Below are 15094 nucleotides of genomic sequence, written 5' to 3'. Positions count from 1 at the left end.
CATGGCTTTCCGTCTTAAACTCGTTCCCGAGCATACCAATATCGACTTCTTCCGCTGGCAGTGGCTGACCTTTGGCCTTTCGGGCGTGGCGCTGGTGGCGGCGCTGGTGGTCACGCTGATCATGGGGCTGAACTTCGGGATCGATTTCCGGGGCGGCACCACGATCCGCACCGAATCCACCCAAGCGCTGGATGTGGCTGTCTATCGCGAAGCGCTGGCGCCGCTGGGGCTTGGCGATGTGTCGATCACCCAAGTCTTCGATCCGACCTTCCGCGAAGATCAGCATGTCGCCTCTATCCGCATTCAGGCGCAAGAGGGGCAAGATGCGATCGCGCCCGAGCAGATGGCATCCATTCAAAGCGCCCTGCAAGAGGTTGATCCGGCTGTCAAATTTGTCTCCACCGAATCCGTGGGGCCGAAAGTGTCGGGCGAATTGATCTGGACTGCGATCTGGTCGGTTTTGGCGGGCGTGGCGGCGATTGTCGTTTACGTCTGGCTGCGGTTCGAATGGCAATATTCGGTCGGCGCGCTGGTGGCGCTTGTCCACGATGTGGGGCTGACGATTGGCTTGTTCGCGCTGTTCCAGATCAAGTTTGACCTTGCCATCATCGCCGCGCTTTTGACGATTTTGGGCTATTCGATCAACGACACTGTGGTTGTGTTCGACCGGCTGCGCGAAAACCTGATCAAATACAAAACCAAGCCGCTCAAAGACGTGATGAACCTGTCAGCCAACGAAACGCTGAGCCGCACGGTGATGACCTCGGGCACCACGCTCATTGCGCTGATTTCGCTTTTGGTTTTGGGCGGTGATGTGATCCGGGGCTTTGTCTTCGCAATGACCTGGGGCGTGGTCGTGGGGACCTATTCCTCGATCTATGTGGCGAAGAACATCGTGTTGTTCCTTGGGCTTGACCGCAACAAGACCCCCAAGGACCCGGCGGCGAAGTTCTTCACCGAAGGCACGCAAGATGCAAATCCGTGAGTCCTCCTTTGGCGGCGCCCTGCCGGTGGATGGCTATGGGCCGGGTTTTTTCCGCGTGGATGGGCAGGTGCATGAAGGCGGGCTGTTGATCCACGCCGAAGCGGCGGGTGATTGGGGCGGGCTGGAAGATCGTGCCCCGCTGCTGGCGCTGTCCGGCAAGGTCGATGTGCTGTTCGTGGGCATGGGGGCCGAAATCGCGCTTTTGCCGCGCGATTTCGTGGCAGAGTTGGAAGCCGTTGGGGTGTTTTGCGAGGCGATGGCCACGCCCTCGGCGGCGCGCAGCTATAATGTGCTGTTGTCCGAAGGCCGCCGGGTTGCCGCTGCGCTTTTGCCCATGCCCGGCGCGGTGCCCACCGCATGAGCCTTTTGTCGGTTGAAAACCTTACCGTCAGCCGGGGCGGCTTGGCCGTGCTGGAGGGGGTGACGTTTTCACTGCACGCGGGGCGCGCGCTGGTGTTGCGCGGCCCGAATGGGATTGGCAAAACCACTTTGTTGCGCACCTTGGCCGGGCTGCAACCGCCGCTGGCGGGCAGCATTTCGATGCCCGGCGAGGCGATGGCTTATGCCGCCCATGCCGATGGGTTGAAGGCCACGCTTTCTGTGCGCGAAAACCTGCGGTTTTGGGCCGCGATTTATGAAACCGACACGATTGACCATGCGCTGGATCAAATGAACCTGCGGGGCCTTGCGGGGCGGGCGGCGCATAGCCTGTCGGCCGGGCAAAAGCGGCGTTTGGGGCTGGCGCGGCTTTTGGTGACGGGCCGCCCGATCTGGGTGCTGGATGAGCCGACGGTGTCGCTCGACGCCGCCTCGGTCGCGCTTTTTGCCTCTGCCGTGCGGGCGCATCTGGCCACCGGCGGCGCGGCGCTGATGGCAACCCATATTGATTTGGGCCTCGAAGAGGCCGAGGTGCTGGACATTGCGCCGTTCAAGGCGCGCCCGCCGGAAGAGGGCGGTCATAAAGGCGCCTTTGACCACGACTTTGATGGAGCCTTCCTGTGATTGCGCTTTTGATGCGAGATCTGCGGCTGGCGATCCGCGCAGGCGGTGGCTTTGGGCTTGGGCTCGCGTTTTTCCTGATTGTGGTCACGCTGGTGCCTTTTGGCGTGGGGCCCGAAGGCGCGATTTTATCACGCATCGCGGCGGGGATTTTGTGGCTCGGCGCGCTGCTTGCCTGCCTTCTGTCGCTCGACCGGATCTTCGCGCTCGACTTCGAGGATGGATCGCTGGATCTTTTGGCGACCGCGCCGATCCCGCTTGAAGCTGTGGTGACGATGAAGGCGCTTGCCCATTGGATCACCACCGGCCTGCCGCTGGTTCTGGCCGCGCCGCTTTTTGCCGTGCTGCTGCATTTGCCGACGCCCGCTTATTTTTGGCTTGAGGTGTCGCTGCTGCTGGGCACGCCGGCGCTGTCGGTGCTGGGCACCTTTGGCGCGGCGCTGACGGTGGGGCTGAAGCGCGGGGGCTTGTTGCTGTCACTTTTGGTTTTGCCGCTTTACGTGCCCACGCTGATTTTCGGGGCCGAACTGGTGCGCCGTGGGGGCGAGGGGATGGCAGTGCAGGTGCCGCTTGCCATGCTTGCGGGTATCACCGCCGCCACCATTGCGCTTGTTCCCTTTGCCTCGGCGGCGGCGATCCGGGTCAATTTACGGTGAGACTTATTCCAAGTTGATGCGCGTCAAACCGGCCTCTGGCATTTCATGGCAAGCCCGGCAAGGATGCGGTAGGAGGATAGCTGACAATGTCGATCTGGGAATATGCAAACCCGGTCAAGTTCATGCAGACATCGGGATGGCTGCTGCCCTGGATCATTGGCGCGACCGTGCTGACGCTGGTGCCGGGGCTGGTGTGGGGCTTTTTCTTCACGCCCTTGGCCGCTGAATTTGGCGCCACGGTGAAGGTGATCTATGTCCATGTGCCCGCCGCGACTTTTGCGATCAATATCTGGGTTATGATGCTGGTCACTTCGCTCATCTGGCTTATTCGTCGCCACCATGTATCCGCGCTTGCCGCGAAGGCCGCCGCCCCGATTGGCATGGTGATGACGCTGATCGCGCTCATTACCGGGGCGTTTTGGGGCCAGCCGATGTGGGGCACATGGTGGGAATGGGACCCGCGTTTGACCTCTTTCCTGATCTTGTTCCTGTTTTACCTCGGCTATATAGCGTTGTGGGAAGCGATCGAAAACCCCGATACCGCCGCCGATCTGACGGGCGTTTTGTGCCTTGTTGGCTCGGTTTTTGCGGTGCTGTCGCGCTATGCGGCGATGTTTTGGAACCAAGGCTTGCATCAAGGCTCGACCCTCAGCCTCGATAAGGAAGAACATATCGCCGATGTCTTTTGGCAGCCCTTGGTGCTGTCGATCATTGGCTTTGGGCTGTTGTTCGTGACGCTGCTGTTGCTGCGCACGCGCACGGAAATTCGCGCCCGGCGGTTAAGCGCGCTGGAACAGCGGGAGCGCATGGCATGATGTTCGATTTCGGCAAATATACCGTCACGATCTTGGGATCCTGGGGCGTGACTTTGGCGCTGCTGGCTGGGTTGATTGTGCTGACCTTGGTCAAGGGCGCGCGGGTGAAACGCGCGCTGGCCGCGCAAGAAGAACGGATGAAGAAGAATGGCTAAGCCACTGATGTTTTTGCCGCTTGTGGTGATTGCAGGTTTTGTCGGGGCGGCCTTTGTGTCGATGGAAACACAAGACCCCAATGACATGCCCACGGCCTTTGCGGGCAAAGAGGCGCCGCCTGTGGCGATCAGTGCGCTTGGCAGCTACCCGCGGTTTGAGGATGCCGATCTGCGCGATGGCACGATCAAGCTGGTGAACTATTGGGCCTCGTGGTGCGCGCCGTGCCGGGTGGAACACCCCAACCTGATCAAGCTGCGCGATGAGGGCGTGGCGGTTTTGGGGGTGAACTGGAAGGACAAACCCGATCAGGCGCTTGGCTTCTTGGACGAGCTGGGAAACCCGTTTGCGAAGCTGGGCCAAGATCCGGAAAACAAGATGGGGCTTGATTGGGGCGTTGCGGGCGTGCCGGAAACCTTTGTGGTCGATGGCGAGGGCCGCATTGTCACCCGGATCGCCGGCCCGCTCACCGATAAAGTGCTGCAAGAGCAAGTCGAACCGCTTCTGGCAGGCGAGGGGGAATAAGGTTTAGCGCTAAACTATTTACAATTTGGGTCCGGGCGATCCGCCCGGGCCGTGCGCGTGCAGGGATTTCCCCCTCTTTGCCGTGTGTTAGGGCCGGGGCACGCGTGGCGGGCGTTCTACCGTTGCCCAATCGGGCCACAGCCCCGCAGCCTCTACCCCCCAAATCACCAACACAGCGGCCAGCACGGCGGCGCCGATCTTCACCTGTGTCAGCGAGGGCGGACGGCGCGCCCATTTTGCCATCCGCATGAACCACAGCGGGTTCATTCCGCCCCATCAAGAAACCGCACCGTGCCGATAAAGGGCAGGTTGCGGTGATTTTGTGCGTAATCCAGCCCGTAGCCCACGACGAATTCATCGGGGATTTCAAAGCCGGTCCAATCCCCCTTCACATCGACTTCGCGGCGCGAGGGTTTGTCCAGCATGGCGCAGCATTTGATCCGCCGCGGCGACCGGGCGCGCAACATCTCCATCACTTTGGAAATCGTATGGCCGGTGTCGATGATATCTTCCACCACCAGCACATCGCGCCCACCGATATTGCCGCGCAAATCCTTCAGCACGCGCACTTCACGGGTGGAGGTGGTGTCATTGCCATAAGAAGAGGCCTCAAGGAAATCCACCTCGCAGGGCACGCCGATTTCACGGATCAGATCGGCAATGAACACGAAAGAGCCGCGCAACAGCCCCACCACCACCAGCCGGTCGGTGTCTTTGAATGCCTCGGTAATTTCGGCGCCCAAAGCTTCGACCCGTGCGGCAATGGCTTTGGCGGAAATCATCTGGTCGATGTCATAACCGGCGGTTGGCATCGGTTTTAGCCCTCTTGGTGCGGCCATCCGGCCCTTGCATTTGCCTCGCTTTATCGCAAGAACGTGGCCGGGAAAAGGGAGACGGACGGCATGCCGCAGCATTCGGAAAAACGCACCATGCCCTATACGGCGGCGCAGATGTATGGGCTGGTGGCCGATGTGGCGCGCTACCCGGAATTTTTGCCGTGGAATTCGGCGGCGCGTATCCGTTCGCGCAAGCCCGGCCCCGAACCGGGAACCGAGGTGATGGAAGCCGATCTGGTGATTTCCTTCAAAGTGTTCCGCGAACGGTTCGGGTCGCGCGTGGTGCTGACGCCCGAAAAGCACCGCGTCGATACGCGCTATCTGGATGGGCCGTTCAAATATATGCACAGCTGGTGGCAGTTCGAAGATCGCCCCGAAGGCGGCTGCAAGGTCGATTTCTTTGTCGATTTCGAATTCAAGAATGCGCTGTTGCAAGGCGTCATCGGGATCGTCTTTGACCAAGCGATGCGGATGATCGTGCAGGCGTTTGAGGATCGCGCGAAGGCGCTTTATGGGCCGGGCAAAGCCTGAGAACCTTTATCATCGCGCAGGGAAAAGGCCGCCCATTGGGGCGGCCTTTCCGTTTGAATACGGGGCCTTGCAATCAGGAGTTGAAATCGTAAGCGCGTTCGCCGTGGGTGGCGAGGTCCAGCCCGTTGGTCTCGCTTTCCTTATCGACCCGCATCGGGAAGACGAGTGCGACCGCCTTGGCCAAAACGTAGGTCAGCACCAGCGTATAGAGGCCCACAATCGCCAGCGCGCCCAGTTGCGCGGTGAAGGTGGCGGCGCCAAAAACGGCGACCATGATGGTGCCGAAGATACCGCCCACGCCGTGCACGGCGAACACATCCAACGAGTCGTCCAGTTTCAGCCGCTCGCGGATCAAGATCACCGCCTCTTGGCAAAGCGCACCGGCCACAAGGCCAATCACCACCGCCTGCCACGGGCTGACAAAGCCCGACGCGGGGGTGATGGAGGCCAGACCCGCGATCGAGCCCGTGACGATCCCCACAAGCGAGGCGCGGCCAAATTTGATCCGCTCCCACACCATCCAGCTAAAGGACGCGGCCGCAGCCGACAGATGCGTGGCGGTGATCGCCATGGCGGCGGTGCCATCGGCGGCAAGCTCAGAGCCCCCGTTGAAGCCAAACCAGCCCACCCACAACAGGCCCGCACCAATGGCGACCATGCCGGGGTTGTGCGGCGGGGTGTGGCGGTTCTTGCGCGGGCCCACCATCACCGCCAGCAAAAGCGCGGCAAGGGCGGCGGTTTCATGGACGACGATGCCGCCCGCGAAATCGCGCGTGCCCGTTTCGCCCCAGATGCCGCCATCGGCCATGAAGCCGCCGCCCCAGATCCAATGGGTGACCGGCGCATAGACCAAAAGCATCCAAAGCGCGGAAAACACCATCACCCAGTAAAAATTCACCCGTTCCACAAAGGCGCCGATGATCAGCGCGGGGGTGATGATCGCAAAGGTCATCTGAAAGGCGAAGAACAGCACCTCGGGCAGGGTGCCTTTGAGCGTGCTGGCATCGATGCCCAGCAGCAGGGCCTTGGACAGGCCGCCCCAAAACCCGTTCGCTTCCCCAAAAGCAATGGAATAGCCCGCCAAAAGCCACAACAGGCTCATCACGGCGGCAAGCGCAAAGCATTGCATGAAGATCGACAGCACGTTGCGGGCCCGCACCAGCCCGCCGTAAAACAGCGCCAGCCCCGGCAATGTCATCAACAGCACAAGCGCGGTGGCCATGCTGACCCAGGCGGTATCTGCGCCATTCATCGCGAATCCTCCATTTTCACGTCTGGAGGGGGCGAGACCATGCTGCGCGCGCCGGGAAAAGGTGCAAAAACGCGCAAGCGGCGCTTAAGGATCGTGCAATTTATAAATGCCCAAGAAATGAGCGTTTAATTGGCATGAAGCTTGCTGTATGGGCGCGTTAAGAAAGGGCGCCCAGCAGCAAAGCCAGCGCATGATCGCGCGATTTCGCCCGCACCATGCCCCGGCCAAGGGCGCCAAACTCTTGCGTTTCGGTGTGAGTCGGGGCGCCTTTACGGGCCAAGCCAAAGCACACGCGGCCTTCGGGCTTGAACTCTGACCCGCCCGGGCCTGCGATGCCGGTGATGGAAACGGCGAGATCGGCGTGGCTGTGGCGCAGCGCGCCTTTTGCCATTTCGCGGGCAATTTCCTCTGACACCGCCCCAAATGCATCGAGCGTGGCTTGCGCCACGCCCAACATCTCGATCTTGGCGGCATTGGAATAGGTAACGAACCCACGCTCCACCACCGCCGACGATCCCGGCACATCGGTCAGCGCCACCGCCACCATGCCCCCGGTGCAGCTTTCGGCGGTGGCGATGCGCCACCCCTTGCCCCGCGCCAGCGCGAGGATCTGATCTACGCTCATTCCTGACCGGTGAAGGGCAGGGCGGGCATATCGGGCAGCATCGCGGTGATCTGCGCCCACAGCGTCGGCCAGTAGTCTTGGCCAAGGTGATAGACCAGTGCGGTCAGAAGCGTGAAGGCCCCGGCATAAACGCCCGCCCAGATGTCATCCATCATCACGCCCATCGCGCCGCCCTTCTTGTCGGCACGGCCAATCACGCCGGGCTTGAAGATGTCGAAGAAGCGGAACCAGAAAAACGCGGCCAGCGGGCCGGGCCAGACCATTTCAGTTTCAAAATAGTAAAACGCCGAGGCCGGGAAGGCGAGCGCGACCCACATGCCCGCCACCTCGTCGATGATGACCTCTTTCGGGTCGTCATGCGGGCGGTCGCGCAATTCTTGTTCCAGCGCCCAAAGGCCGATGATGAAGGCCAGCACCGCCGCAAGGTAAAGCGCGGGCAGGCCGGAAAATTTCACCAAGCCCCAGCCGGCAACGGCGGCCACGGCAGAGCCCCAAGTGCCCGGCGCGGGCACGAGCTTGCCGACAAAGGCAAAAGTGGTGATCGCTTGTAGAATATGGATCGGAACTTCACGTTTGGTCATTTCACGGGGAGGCATTTCAGACTCCTATCAAGGTGACGGTGGCAATAGAGGCGATACCCTCTTCGCGGCCGGTGAACCCAAGCCGTTCAGAGGTGGTGGCCTTTACCGAAATTCGGTCGGCCGGGACGTTCATAATGCGCGCAAGTTCAGCTGCCATTTCAACGGCATGCGGGCCGATCTTCGGGCGCTCGCAGATCAGGGTGACATCGGCATTGCCGATGCGAAAGCCTTTTTCGCGCGCAAGGTTGGCGGCATGTTCCAAGAAAATCCAGCTTGCCGCGCCCTTCCATTGCGGGTCCGACGGCGGGAAATGGCGGCCAATATCGCCTTCGGCCATCGCGCCATAGATCGCATCGGTCAGCGCATGCATGCCGACATCGGCATCGGAATGGCCCAGAAGCGCCTTGGTATGGGGCACTTTGACCCCGCACAGGATCACATGATCCCCCTCCGTAAAGGCATGCACATCATAGCCGTTGCCCAGCCGCACATCCATTCTTGAGCCTTTCCTTTCGCGCAAGATCGCCTCGGCGCGGTGAAAATCCTCCGCATAGGTGATCTTGAGATTGTCTTCATGGCCCGGCACGATCGCCACGGCCAGACCCGCCGCGCGGGCCACTTCCACATCATCTGCCGCATCGCCCGGATAGGCGCGATGCGCGGCCAAAATCTCGGGAAAGCGGAAACCTTGGGGCGTTTGTGCCCGGAACAGACCATTGCGGTCTTGGGTGCCTGCAACAAGGCCGTTTTCGCCGCGCCACAGCGCATCGGTGACCGGCAGCGCGGGCGCAGCCCCGGGATGGGTGTCGAGCGCGTGCAGCACCGCCTGCTGCACCGTTTGCGGAATAAGCGGGCGCGCGCCATCATGAATCAGCACCCGCGTCACATCGCTGCCTTCAAGCGTTTCAAGCGCGTTTTGCACGCTTTCGGCGCGGCTTTTGCCGCCTGCCACCAAGGTCGCAGACCCGCCCAACAGCTCAAGACCGCGGATCATGTCATCGGGATGCAGCACCACGATCACCCGGCCCAAACCGGCGAAAGCCTCGACCGTATGGGCCAGCACCGGACGGCCCGCCAGATCGCGCCACTGCTTGGGCAGCCCCTCGCCTGCGCGGGTGCCTCGTCCCGCTGCCACGATGATCACTGCAACGCTCATCTGGTCTCGCCTATCACTTCCTTGTCAGACAAAGGCTTAGGCCAGTCTGCGCGCGGGCGCAATGTACACAGAGCCGCATGTGATAAGATGAAAAATTAAGCGCTTGCCGAATTTTGACGCCTTTGTGAGGGGGGTAGCTCGTCTTGCGATTGTGATTCCGAAACCAAGCCGCTAATTCCTTGGGCAAATGCTACAGGAACGACCGTGACGATACCCTTGAATTGTATTTCCCTGACGCCGCCGGTGCTGCTGGCCCCAATGGCGGGGATCACTGACCTGCCATTTCGGCGGCTGGTGGCGCGTTTTGGGGCCGGGTTGGTGGTATCGGAAATGGTAGCCTCGGGCGAAATGCTGACCGCGAAACCCTCGGTTCGGGCCAAGGCGCGCAGCGAACTGGGGCTTGATTTGCCGACCTCGGTGCAATTGGCGGGGCGTGAGCCCGAACCGATGGCCGAGGCTGCGAAGATCGTGGCCGATATGGGCGCGAAGATCATCGATATCAACATGGGCTGCCCGGCGAAAAAGGTGACCGGTGGCGCCTCGGGCGCGGCGCTGATGCGCGTCCCCGATCACGCGCTTCGGCTGATCGAGGCGGTGGTGGGCGCGGTCGATCTGCCGGTGACGCTGAAGATGCGCCTTGGCTGGGACAGCGACCAGATCAACGCGCCCGAACTTGCCAAGCGCGCCGAATCCGCCGGGGTGCGGATGATCGTCGTGCACGGGCGCACCCGGATGCAGTTTTATAACGGGCGTGCCGATTGGGGGGCGATTGCCGCCGTTTCCGAGGCGGTCTCGGTGCCGGTGGTGGCCAATGGCGACATTGTTGACGCCGAAAGCGCGCGCGTCGCGCTGCACCGTTCCGGCGCGGCGGGGGTCATGGTGGGTCGGGGCGCGCAAGGGGCGCCGTGGCGGCTCGCGCAGATTGCGGCAGCGCTTTACGGCCGAGCACTGCCCCAATTGCCGCGCGAAGGGGAGTTGGCGGATATGATTTCGGAGCATTACGAGGATATGCTGCGCTTTTACGGCAGCGATGTGGGGCTGCGGCTAGCGCGGAAACATCTGCGGTGGTATGCCGAGGCGGCTGGTGCGCCTTTGGTCGATGAAATGATGCGCACCACCACGCCCGAGGCGACCTTGGCGCTGATCCGGGCCGCTTTTAGCGAAAGAGTTGCCGCATGACGCTGCCCCCGCCCGGAATCATCTGGAATTCCCTGCCGCTGCCCGCGCTGATGATCGATGCCGAGGATAAGGTGATCGAAATCAATCCGGCGGCGGAATTGTTCCTCAACCTGTCGGCGCGTGCGCTGAAGGGGCAGGTGCTGGGGGAGCGGCTGGCGATTGCGGCACCGCTTGAGGAAATCTTTGCCCGCGTGCGCAAGAACCGCTCGGGCCTGTTTGTGAATGATGTCGATCTGACCACGGGCGAACGCGCGCCGGTGCAATGCAACCTGCAAGCCGCGCCGGTGGGCGATGACCCGGAAACCGTGCTGTTGCTGATCTCGCCGCGCGAGATTGCCGACCGGCTGGGGCGCGCAAGCATGGTGAAATCGGCGGCCCGCTCGGCCATTGGTATGGCCGAGATGCTGGCGCATGAAATTAAGAACCCGCTGGCGGGGATCGCTGGGGCGGCGCAACTTTTGTCGATGAACCTGTCGGGCGACGATCTGGAGCTAACCGATCTGATCGTCGATGAAACGCGCCGCGTGGTGAAGCTGCTTGAACAGGTGGAACAGTTCGGCAATGTGCGCCCGCCCGAAATGAAGCCCGTGAATATTCACGATGTGCTGGACCGGGCGCGCAAATCCGCCGCCGTGGGTTTTGGCGCGCATATGCTGATTGTCGAAGATTACGACCCGTCGCTGCCGCCCACGGTGGGCGATGGCGATCAGTTGACGCAAGTCTTTCTGAACCTGCTGAAAAACGCGGCAGAGGCGTCAAAGGGGCAGGGCACGATCCGGCTGCACACCTTTTATGATTATTCTTTGCGCCTGCGCGGCCCCGATGGCAATGGCCAGCGCCTGCCATTGCAGATCGAGGTGATCGACGATGGCCCGGGCATTCCGCCCGATATTGCCGGCGCGCTGTTTGAACCCTTTGTTTCCGGGCGCGAGAACGGCACCGGCCTTGGCCTTGCCCTCGTGTCGAAAATCATTTCCGAGCACAATGGCTGGATCAACGTCGATAGCGTTCCCGGCCGCACCGTTTTTCGCGTTTCCCTCCCCGTCGCCCCGAAGGAGCTTTGACCCATGGATGGCACCGTTCTCGTCGCCGACGACGACCGCACGATCCGCACTGTTTTGACGCAAGCGCTGACCCGCGCGGGCTGCAAGGTCCATGCGACCGCTTCCTTGATGACGCTGATGCGTTGGGTCGAGGAGGGCAAAGGCGATTTGGTGATTTCGGATGTGATGATGCCCGATGGCAATGGGCTGGAGGCGCTGCCGCGCATTTCGCAAGAACGCCCCGGCCTGCCGGTGATTGTGATTTCGGCGCAAAACACCATCATGACCGCGATTCAGGCGGCCGAGGCCGATGCCTATGATTACCTGCCCAAGCCGTTTGACCTGCCCGATTTGATGAAGCGCGCCGCCCGCGCGCTGGAACTCAAGCGCCGCGCGCAGGTGGTGCCCAAGGCGGTGGAGCCGCCCCGGCCGGAAAATTCGGACCTGCCCTTGGTGGGGCGCACGGCGGCGATGCAGGCGCTTTACCGGCTGGTGGCGCGGGTGATGAATGCCGATCTGCCGGTGATGATCATGGGGGAATCGGGCACTGGCAAATCGCTGATCGCGCGGGCGATCCACGATTTTTCCGACCGGCGCACGCTGCCCTTTGTGGTGGCGCAGGCTGCCGATCTGGCCGGGGCCGATGGCCCGTCCAGCCTGATTGCGCGGGTCAAGGGCGGCTCGCTCGTCTTTGACGAGGTGGGCGATTACGACGATGAAACCCAAGGCCGGATCGTGCGTATGCTGGATGCGCTGCCCGATGCGGCGCCACGGGTCATGGCGACGACGCAGGTGGATCTGGCCGCGCTGATGGAGGCGGGGAAATTCCGCCAAGACCTGTTTTACCGGCTGGGCGGTGTGACGCTGGCCGTGCCCGCCTTGCGCGAACGGGTCGAGGATATCCCGCTTTTGACCGAGCATTTCCTGAACCGGTGCGAACGCGACGGTCTGGGCACGCGCCGCTTTTCCAATGATGCGATGGCCTTGGTGCGCGCCTATGCGTGGCCGGGCAATGTGCGGCAGTTGGAAAACACCGTGCGTCGGCTTGTGGTGACCGCAACCGAGGAAGAGATCACCCGCGCCGAGGTGGAATTCGTGCTGGGCAACCAGCCCGCGATCGAGCCGTTGCGTGCGGGTGGCGAGGGCGAGAAACTGTCGGCCGCCATCGCGCGCCACCTGCGGCGCTATTTCGACCTGCATGGCGGCAACCTGCCGCCGCCGGGCCTTTACGACCGGATTTTGGCCGAAATGGAGGCACCGCTCATCGAAATCTCGCTGGATGCGACGGGCGGGAACCAAGCCAGATGTGCGGATTTGCTGGGGATCAACCGCAATACCTTGCGTAAAAAGATCACCGATCTGGATATTCAGGTGACACGCCGCCGCAAGCTGATGTAAATAGGTCACAGGTATTTGTGGCAAATCCGTCCCACGGATTCGCCATGGCTTGGGACCGGGGGCGTCTTGCTTAGCGCGACAAACAGCACCGCTTGGGAGCGGCTGGCGCGGCTGCGGCGGCAGCGCAAACTTCAGAACGGCTTTGTTCTGGGGCTGGCGGTGCTGGGGCCTGCGCTGGCGGTCACCACCTTTGTGGTGCTGGGCCCACTTGGGCAGGGGGCCGACAGCACCGCGCTGCGGCTGACGCTTCTGGCCGATTTTGTCTATTTCCTGACGCTGGGCGGGCTGATCGTGTTGCGGCTGGCGCAGATTTTGGCGGCGCGGCGCGCGCGGGCGACCGGTTCGCGGTTGACCCTGCGGCTGACCGGCGTTTTTGCCGGGATTGCGCTGGTGCCCACGGTTTTGGTGGCCTTGTTTGCCGGGTTGACCGTCAATATCGGGCTGGAGGGGTGGTTTTCGGACCGGGTGCGCATGGTGGTGGGCACCTCGTTGTCGGCCGCCGAAGCCTATCAAGAGGAGCACCGGCGCGATCTGGCGCAGGATGCGCAGGCACTGGCGGGCTTTTTGAACCTGCGCCGCCAAGCGGCGACCTTTGCCACCGATGGCGATTTGCGCGAATGGCTGGTGGTCGGGCAAAAGGGCATCCAGCGTGGGTTGAAAGAGGCTTATGTCATTGATGGCGCGGCAGAAATCGTTGCGCGGGGGGAGCGGTCCTACCTTTTTGACTATGAGCCCCCGGCGCCCGAAAAGGTCGTTTCGGCCAGTAAGGGCGCGACCGAACTGATCGAAGATTGGCCCAATTCGGAATTTCGCGCGCTGATCAAGTTGGATGCCTTTATCGACCGCTATCTTTATGTCTCGCGCACGGTGGATGGCAAAATCCTGTCGCTGCTCGATGACACGCGCGAAACGGTGGATCTCTATCAACAGCTTGAGGCGTCGCGCGGACGGCTATTGTTCGAATTTGGCCTTGTTTACATTGGCTTTGCGCTGATCTTGATCTTGGCTGCGGTCTGGGCCGGGTTGTGGTTCGCCGAGCGGCTGTCGCGCCCGATTGGGCGGTTGGCGGCGGCGGCGGAACGGGTCGGCACCGGCGATCTCGATGCCCATGTGACCGAGGAAGCGGGCGAGGATGAAATCGCCACTTTGGGGCAATCCTTCAACCGAATGACGCGTCAACTTAAACATCAGCGCGAAGAGCTGGTCGCCTCGCATCGCGAAACCGATGAACAGCGGCGGATGTTCGATTCCGTGCTGTCCTCGGTCACGTCGGGGGTGATCGGGCTGGATGCCGATGGCCGGATCGACTTTCTGAACCCGTCGGCCACGCGGCTGTTGATGCTGATGCCCGAGCCGGATACCGGCCGCGCCCTGGCCGAGGCGGTGCCGGAGTTTGAATATCTTTTCAACCGCTTGCGCGACGGTTTTCAGGCTGTGGTGCAAGAAGAGGTGCGGGTATCGCGCGGCGGGCGGCTGGAAAGCCTGTTGGTGCGTATGGCCGAGCGGCGCGGGGCCAGGGGCGCGCGCGAAGGCTATGTGGTGGCCTTTGACGATGTGACCGATCTGGTTTCGGCGCAGCGCATGGCGGCTTGGGGCGATGTGGCGCGCCGCATCGCGCATGAAATCAAGAACCCGCTGACGCCGATCCAGCTTTCGGCAGAGCGGATCAAGCGCAAGTTTTCCAAGCAGGTGGCCCCCGATCAGGTCGAGGCGCTGGATCAACTGACCGGGGTGATCGTGCGGCAAACCGATGACCTGCGCCGCATCGTCGATGAATTTTCCCGCTTCGCCCGGATGCCCGAGCCCGACCGGCGCGACCATGACATTGTGCAACTGGCGCGCGATGCGGTCTTGTTGCAAGAGGGCGCGCTGCATGGCGCGAAACTGACCGCCGATCTGCCCGAAGGGCCCGAGGTGGTCGAATTGGATGCGACGATGGTTTCGCAAGCCTTGGTCAATCTGATCAAGAACGCGGGCGAGGCCATCGAAAGCCTGATCGAAAAAGGGGCGCCCGAAGGCTGGGCACCGCAAGTGCGCGTTGCGATGCGCGCGCATGAAGAACTGATCGAAATTACCATTGCCGATAACGGCATTGGCCTGCCCCCGGATCGCGCGCGTCTGTTTGAACCCTATGTGACGACGCGCGCCAAGGGCACCGGGTTGGGGCTGTCGATCGTCAAGAAGATTATCGAGGAACATGGCGGCACCTTGATGCTGACCGATGCGCCCGCCTTTGCCCCGGAAACCGATGTTGGGGGGCATGTGGGCGCGATGGCGGTGATCCGCCTGCCGCGCGCCCGCGCGGCGCTTCGCGCCATCAAGGACAGCGAGCCGACACCCGCCCCGACGATGCCCCCATC

At 62.2% G+C, this 15094-nt stretch carries 18 protein-coding genes; 12 read left to right on the top strand and 6 right to left on the bottom strand.

What is annotated here, in order from left to right; all coding sequences use genetic code 11:
• Nucleotide 1 precedes the first annotated feature (1 nt).
• From secF to CKO11_RS10495, 7 genes are all read left to right on the top strand, one after another.
• Entirely contained in the window at nt 2–985 is a 984-nt protein-coding gene (secF, locus tag CKO11_RS10525; protein WP_223637978.1) for a protein translocase subunit SecF, read from the top strand.
• A complete protein-coding gene (locus CKO11_RS10520) occupies nt 972–1346 on the top strand; it encodes an Mth938-like domain-containing protein (RefSeq protein ID WP_223637975.1) in 375 nt (124 codons plus the stop codon). The genes secF and CKO11_RS10520 overlap by 14 nt, the downstream gene beginning before the upstream one ends.
• Complete coding sequence (gene ccmA / locus CKO11_RS10515; RefSeq protein WP_223637972.1) at nt 1343–1987, top strand: heme ABC exporter ATP-binding protein CcmA; 645 nt, start codon at nt 1343–1345, stop codon at nt 1985–1987. Before CKO11_RS10520 ends, ccmA begins: the two co-directional genes overlap by 4 nt.
• Nucleotides 1984–2640, top strand: coding sequence for a heme exporter protein CcmB (ccmB, locus tag CKO11_RS10510; protein WP_076483456.1), 657 nt, complete (start codon nt 1984–1986; stop codon nt 2638–2640). Before ccmA ends, ccmB begins: the two co-directional genes overlap by 4 nt.
• An 86-nt stretch (nt 2641–2726) precedes the next feature.
• Nucleotides 2727–3455, top strand: a complete 729-nt coding sequence (locus tag CKO11_RS10505) for a heme ABC transporter permease (RefSeq protein WP_223637969.1) — start codon at nt 2727–2729, stop codon at nt 3453–3455.
• The gene (ccmD, locus tag CKO11_RS10500) at nt 3452–3610 is read left to right on the top strand and encodes a heme exporter protein CcmD (RefSeq protein WP_170952555.1); all 159 of its coding nucleotides are present in this window, start codon (nt 3452–3454) and stop codon (nt 3608–3610) included. Before CKO11_RS10505 ends, ccmD begins: the two co-directional genes overlap by 4 nt.
• Nucleotides 3603–4133, top strand: a complete 531-nt coding sequence (locus CKO11_RS10495; protein ID WP_223637966.1) for a DsbE family thiol:disulfide interchange protein — start codon at nt 3603–3605, stop codon at nt 4131–4133. The genes ccmD and CKO11_RS10495 overlap by 8 nt, the downstream gene beginning before the upstream one ends.
• Before the next feature lie 87 nt (nt 4134–4220).
• On the opposite strand, the gene CKO11_RS10490 is transcribed toward CKO11_RS10495, so the two are convergent.
• Together CKO11_RS10490 and hpt are read right to left on the bottom strand one after the other, a co-directional pair.
• A complete protein-coding gene (locus CKO11_RS10490; protein ID WP_223637964.1) occupies nt 4221–4400 on the bottom strand; it encodes a hypothetical protein in 180 nt (59 codons plus the stop codon).
• Complete coding sequence (gene hpt, locus CKO11_RS10485; RefSeq protein WP_223637962.1) at nt 4397–4945, bottom strand: hypoxanthine phosphoribosyltransferase; 549 nt, start codon at nt 4943–4945, stop codon at nt 4397–4399. Before hpt ends, CKO11_RS10490 begins: the two co-directional genes overlap by 4 nt.
• A gap of 90 nt (nt 4946–5035) precedes the next feature.
• Here hpt and CKO11_RS10480 point away from each other — a divergent pair, with 90 nt between their 5' ends.
• Nucleotides 5036–5500: a type II toxin-antitoxin system RatA family toxin gene (locus CKO11_RS10480; protein WP_223637959.1), complete on the top strand. Its 465-nt coding sequence runs from the start codon at nt 5036–5038 to the stop codon at nt 5498–5500.
• Between the two features lie 73 nt (nt 5501–5573).
• Here CKO11_RS10480 and CKO11_RS10475 read toward each other — a convergent pair whose 3' ends face one another.
• The 4 genes from CKO11_RS10475 to CKO11_RS10460 all read right to left on the bottom strand — a co-directional run bounded on the left by CKO11_RS10475 (nt 5574) and on the right by CKO11_RS10460 (nt 9114).
• Nucleotides 5574–6752: an ammonium transporter gene (locus CKO11_RS10475; RefSeq protein WP_223637957.1), complete on the bottom strand. Its 1179-nt coding sequence runs from the start codon at nt 6750–6752 to the stop codon at nt 5574–5576.
• 157 nt (nt 6753–6909) lie between these two features.
• Nucleotides 6910–7377, bottom strand: a complete 468-nt coding sequence (locus tag CKO11_RS10470) for a CinA family protein (protein WP_223637955.1) — start codon at nt 7375–7377, stop codon at nt 6910–6912.
• A complete protein-coding gene (locus CKO11_RS10465; protein WP_223637953.1) occupies nt 7374–7973 on the bottom strand; it encodes a phosphatidylglycerophosphatase A in 600 nt (199 codons plus the stop codon). Before CKO11_RS10465 ends, CKO11_RS10470 begins: the two co-directional genes overlap by 4 nt.
• A gap of 1 nt (nt 7974) precedes the next feature.
• Entirely contained in the window at nt 7975–9114 is a 1140-nt protein-coding gene (locus CKO11_RS10460; RefSeq protein WP_223637951.1) for a bifunctional 2-C-methyl-D-erythritol 4-phosphate cytidylyltransferase/2-C-methyl-D-erythritol 2,4-cyclodiphosphate synthase, read from the bottom strand.
• A 258-nt stretch (nt 9115–9372) separates the two neighbouring features.
• On the opposite strand from CKO11_RS10460, the gene dusB reads away from it, so the two are divergent.
• The 4 genes from dusB to CKO11_RS10440 all read left to right on the top strand — a co-directional run.
• Nucleotides 9373–10293, top strand: a complete 921-nt coding sequence (gene dusB / locus CKO11_RS10455) for a tRNA dihydrouridine synthase DusB (protein ID WP_411742011.1) — start codon at nt 9373–9375, stop codon at nt 10291–10293.
• Nucleotides 10290–11357, top strand: coding sequence for a two-component system sensor histidine kinase NtrB (locus CKO11_RS10450; protein WP_223637947.1), 1068 nt, complete (start codon nt 10290–10292; stop codon nt 11355–11357). The genes dusB and CKO11_RS10450 overlap by 4 nt, the downstream gene beginning before the upstream one ends.
• 3 nt (nt 11358–11360) lie before the next feature.
• Nucleotides 11361–12734 (top strand): response regulator, encoded by a 1374-nt coding sequence (locus CKO11_RS10445; protein ID WP_223637944.1) that lies wholly within the window; start codon nt 11361–11363, stop codon nt 12732–12734.
• Nucleotides 12735–12800: 66 nt separating this feature from the next.
• Nucleotides 12801–15094: sensor histidine kinase NtrY-like (locus tag CKO11_RS10440; RefSeq protein ID WP_223637941.1), on the top strand; the 2294-nt coding region annotated here is incomplete at its 3' end.

It is taken from the genome of Rhodobacter sp. TJ_12 (assembly GCF_020023995.1).
Classification (GTDB): domain Bacteria; phylum Pseudomonadota; class Alphaproteobacteria; order Rhodobacterales; family Rhodobacteraceae; genus Rhodobacter.
The sequence above is the reverse complement of the archived record's forward strand: the minus strand, read 5'-3'. Positions and strand labels throughout refer to the sequence as shown.

What these genes read in the sequence shown, in the direction of transcription:
- secF (WP_223637978.1), top strand. Translation starts at nt 2, where the DNA reads ATGGCTTTCCGTCTTAAACTCGTTCCCGAGCATACCAATATCGACTTC.
- CKO11_RS10520 (WP_223637975.1), top strand. Translation starts at nt 972, where the DNA reads ATGCAAATCCGTGAGTCCTCCTTTGGCGGCGCCCTGCCGGTGGATGGC.
- ccmA (WP_223637972.1), top strand. Translation starts at nt 1,343, where the DNA reads ATGAGCCTTTTGTCGGTTGAAAACCTTACCGTCAGCCGGGGCGGCTTG.
- CKO11_RS10505 (WP_223637969.1), top strand. Translation starts at nt 2,727, where the DNA reads ATGTCGATCTGGGAATATGCAAACCCGGTCAAGTTCATGCAGACATCG.
- ccmD (WP_170952555.1), top strand. Translation starts at nt 3,452, where the DNA reads ATGATGTTCGATTTCGGCAAATATACCGTCACGATCTTGGGATCCTGG.
- CKO11_RS10495 (WP_223637966.1), top strand. Translation starts at nt 3,603, where the DNA reads ATGGCTAAGCCACTGATGTTTTTGCCGCTTGTGGTGATTGCAGGTTTT.
- CKO11_RS10490 (WP_223637964.1), bottom strand. Translation starts at nt 4,400, where the DNA reads ATGAACCCGCTGTGGTTCATGCGGATGGCAAAATGGGCGCGCCGTCCG.
- hpt (WP_223637962.1), bottom strand. Translation starts at nt 4,945, where the DNA reads ATGCCAACCGCCGGTTATGACATCGACCAGATGATTTCCGCCAAAGCC.
- CKO11_RS10480 (WP_223637959.1), top strand. Translation starts at nt 5,036, where the DNA reads ATGCCGCAGCATTCGGAAAAACGCACCATGCCCTATACGGCGGCGCAG.
- CKO11_RS10475 (WP_223637957.1), bottom strand. Translation starts at nt 6,752, where the DNA reads ATGAATGGCGCAGATACCGCCTGGGTCAGCATGGCCACCGCGCTTGTG.
- CKO11_RS10470 (WP_223637955.1), bottom strand. Translation starts at nt 7,377, where the DNA reads ATGAGCGTAGATCAGATCCTCGCGCTGGCGCGGGGCAAGGGGTGGCGC.
- CKO11_RS10465 (WP_223637953.1), bottom strand. Translation starts at nt 7,973, where the DNA reads ATGCCTCCCCGTGAAATGACCAAACGTGAAGTTCCGATCCATATTCTA.
- CKO11_RS10460 (WP_223637951.1), bottom strand. Translation starts at nt 9,114, where the DNA reads ATGAGCGTTGCAGTGATCATCGTGGCAGCGGGACGAGGCACCCGCGCA.
- dusB (WP_411742011.1), top strand. Translation starts at nt 9,373, where the DNA reads ATGGCGGGGATCACTGACCTGCCATTTCGGCGGCTGGTGGCGCGTTTT.
- CKO11_RS10450 (WP_223637947.1), top strand. Translation starts at nt 10,290, where the DNA reads ATGACGCTGCCCCCGCCCGGAATCATCTGGAATTCCCTGCCGCTGCCC.
- CKO11_RS10445 (WP_223637944.1), top strand. Translation starts at nt 11,361, where the DNA reads ATGGATGGCACCGTTCTCGTCGCCGACGACGACCGCACGATCCGCACT.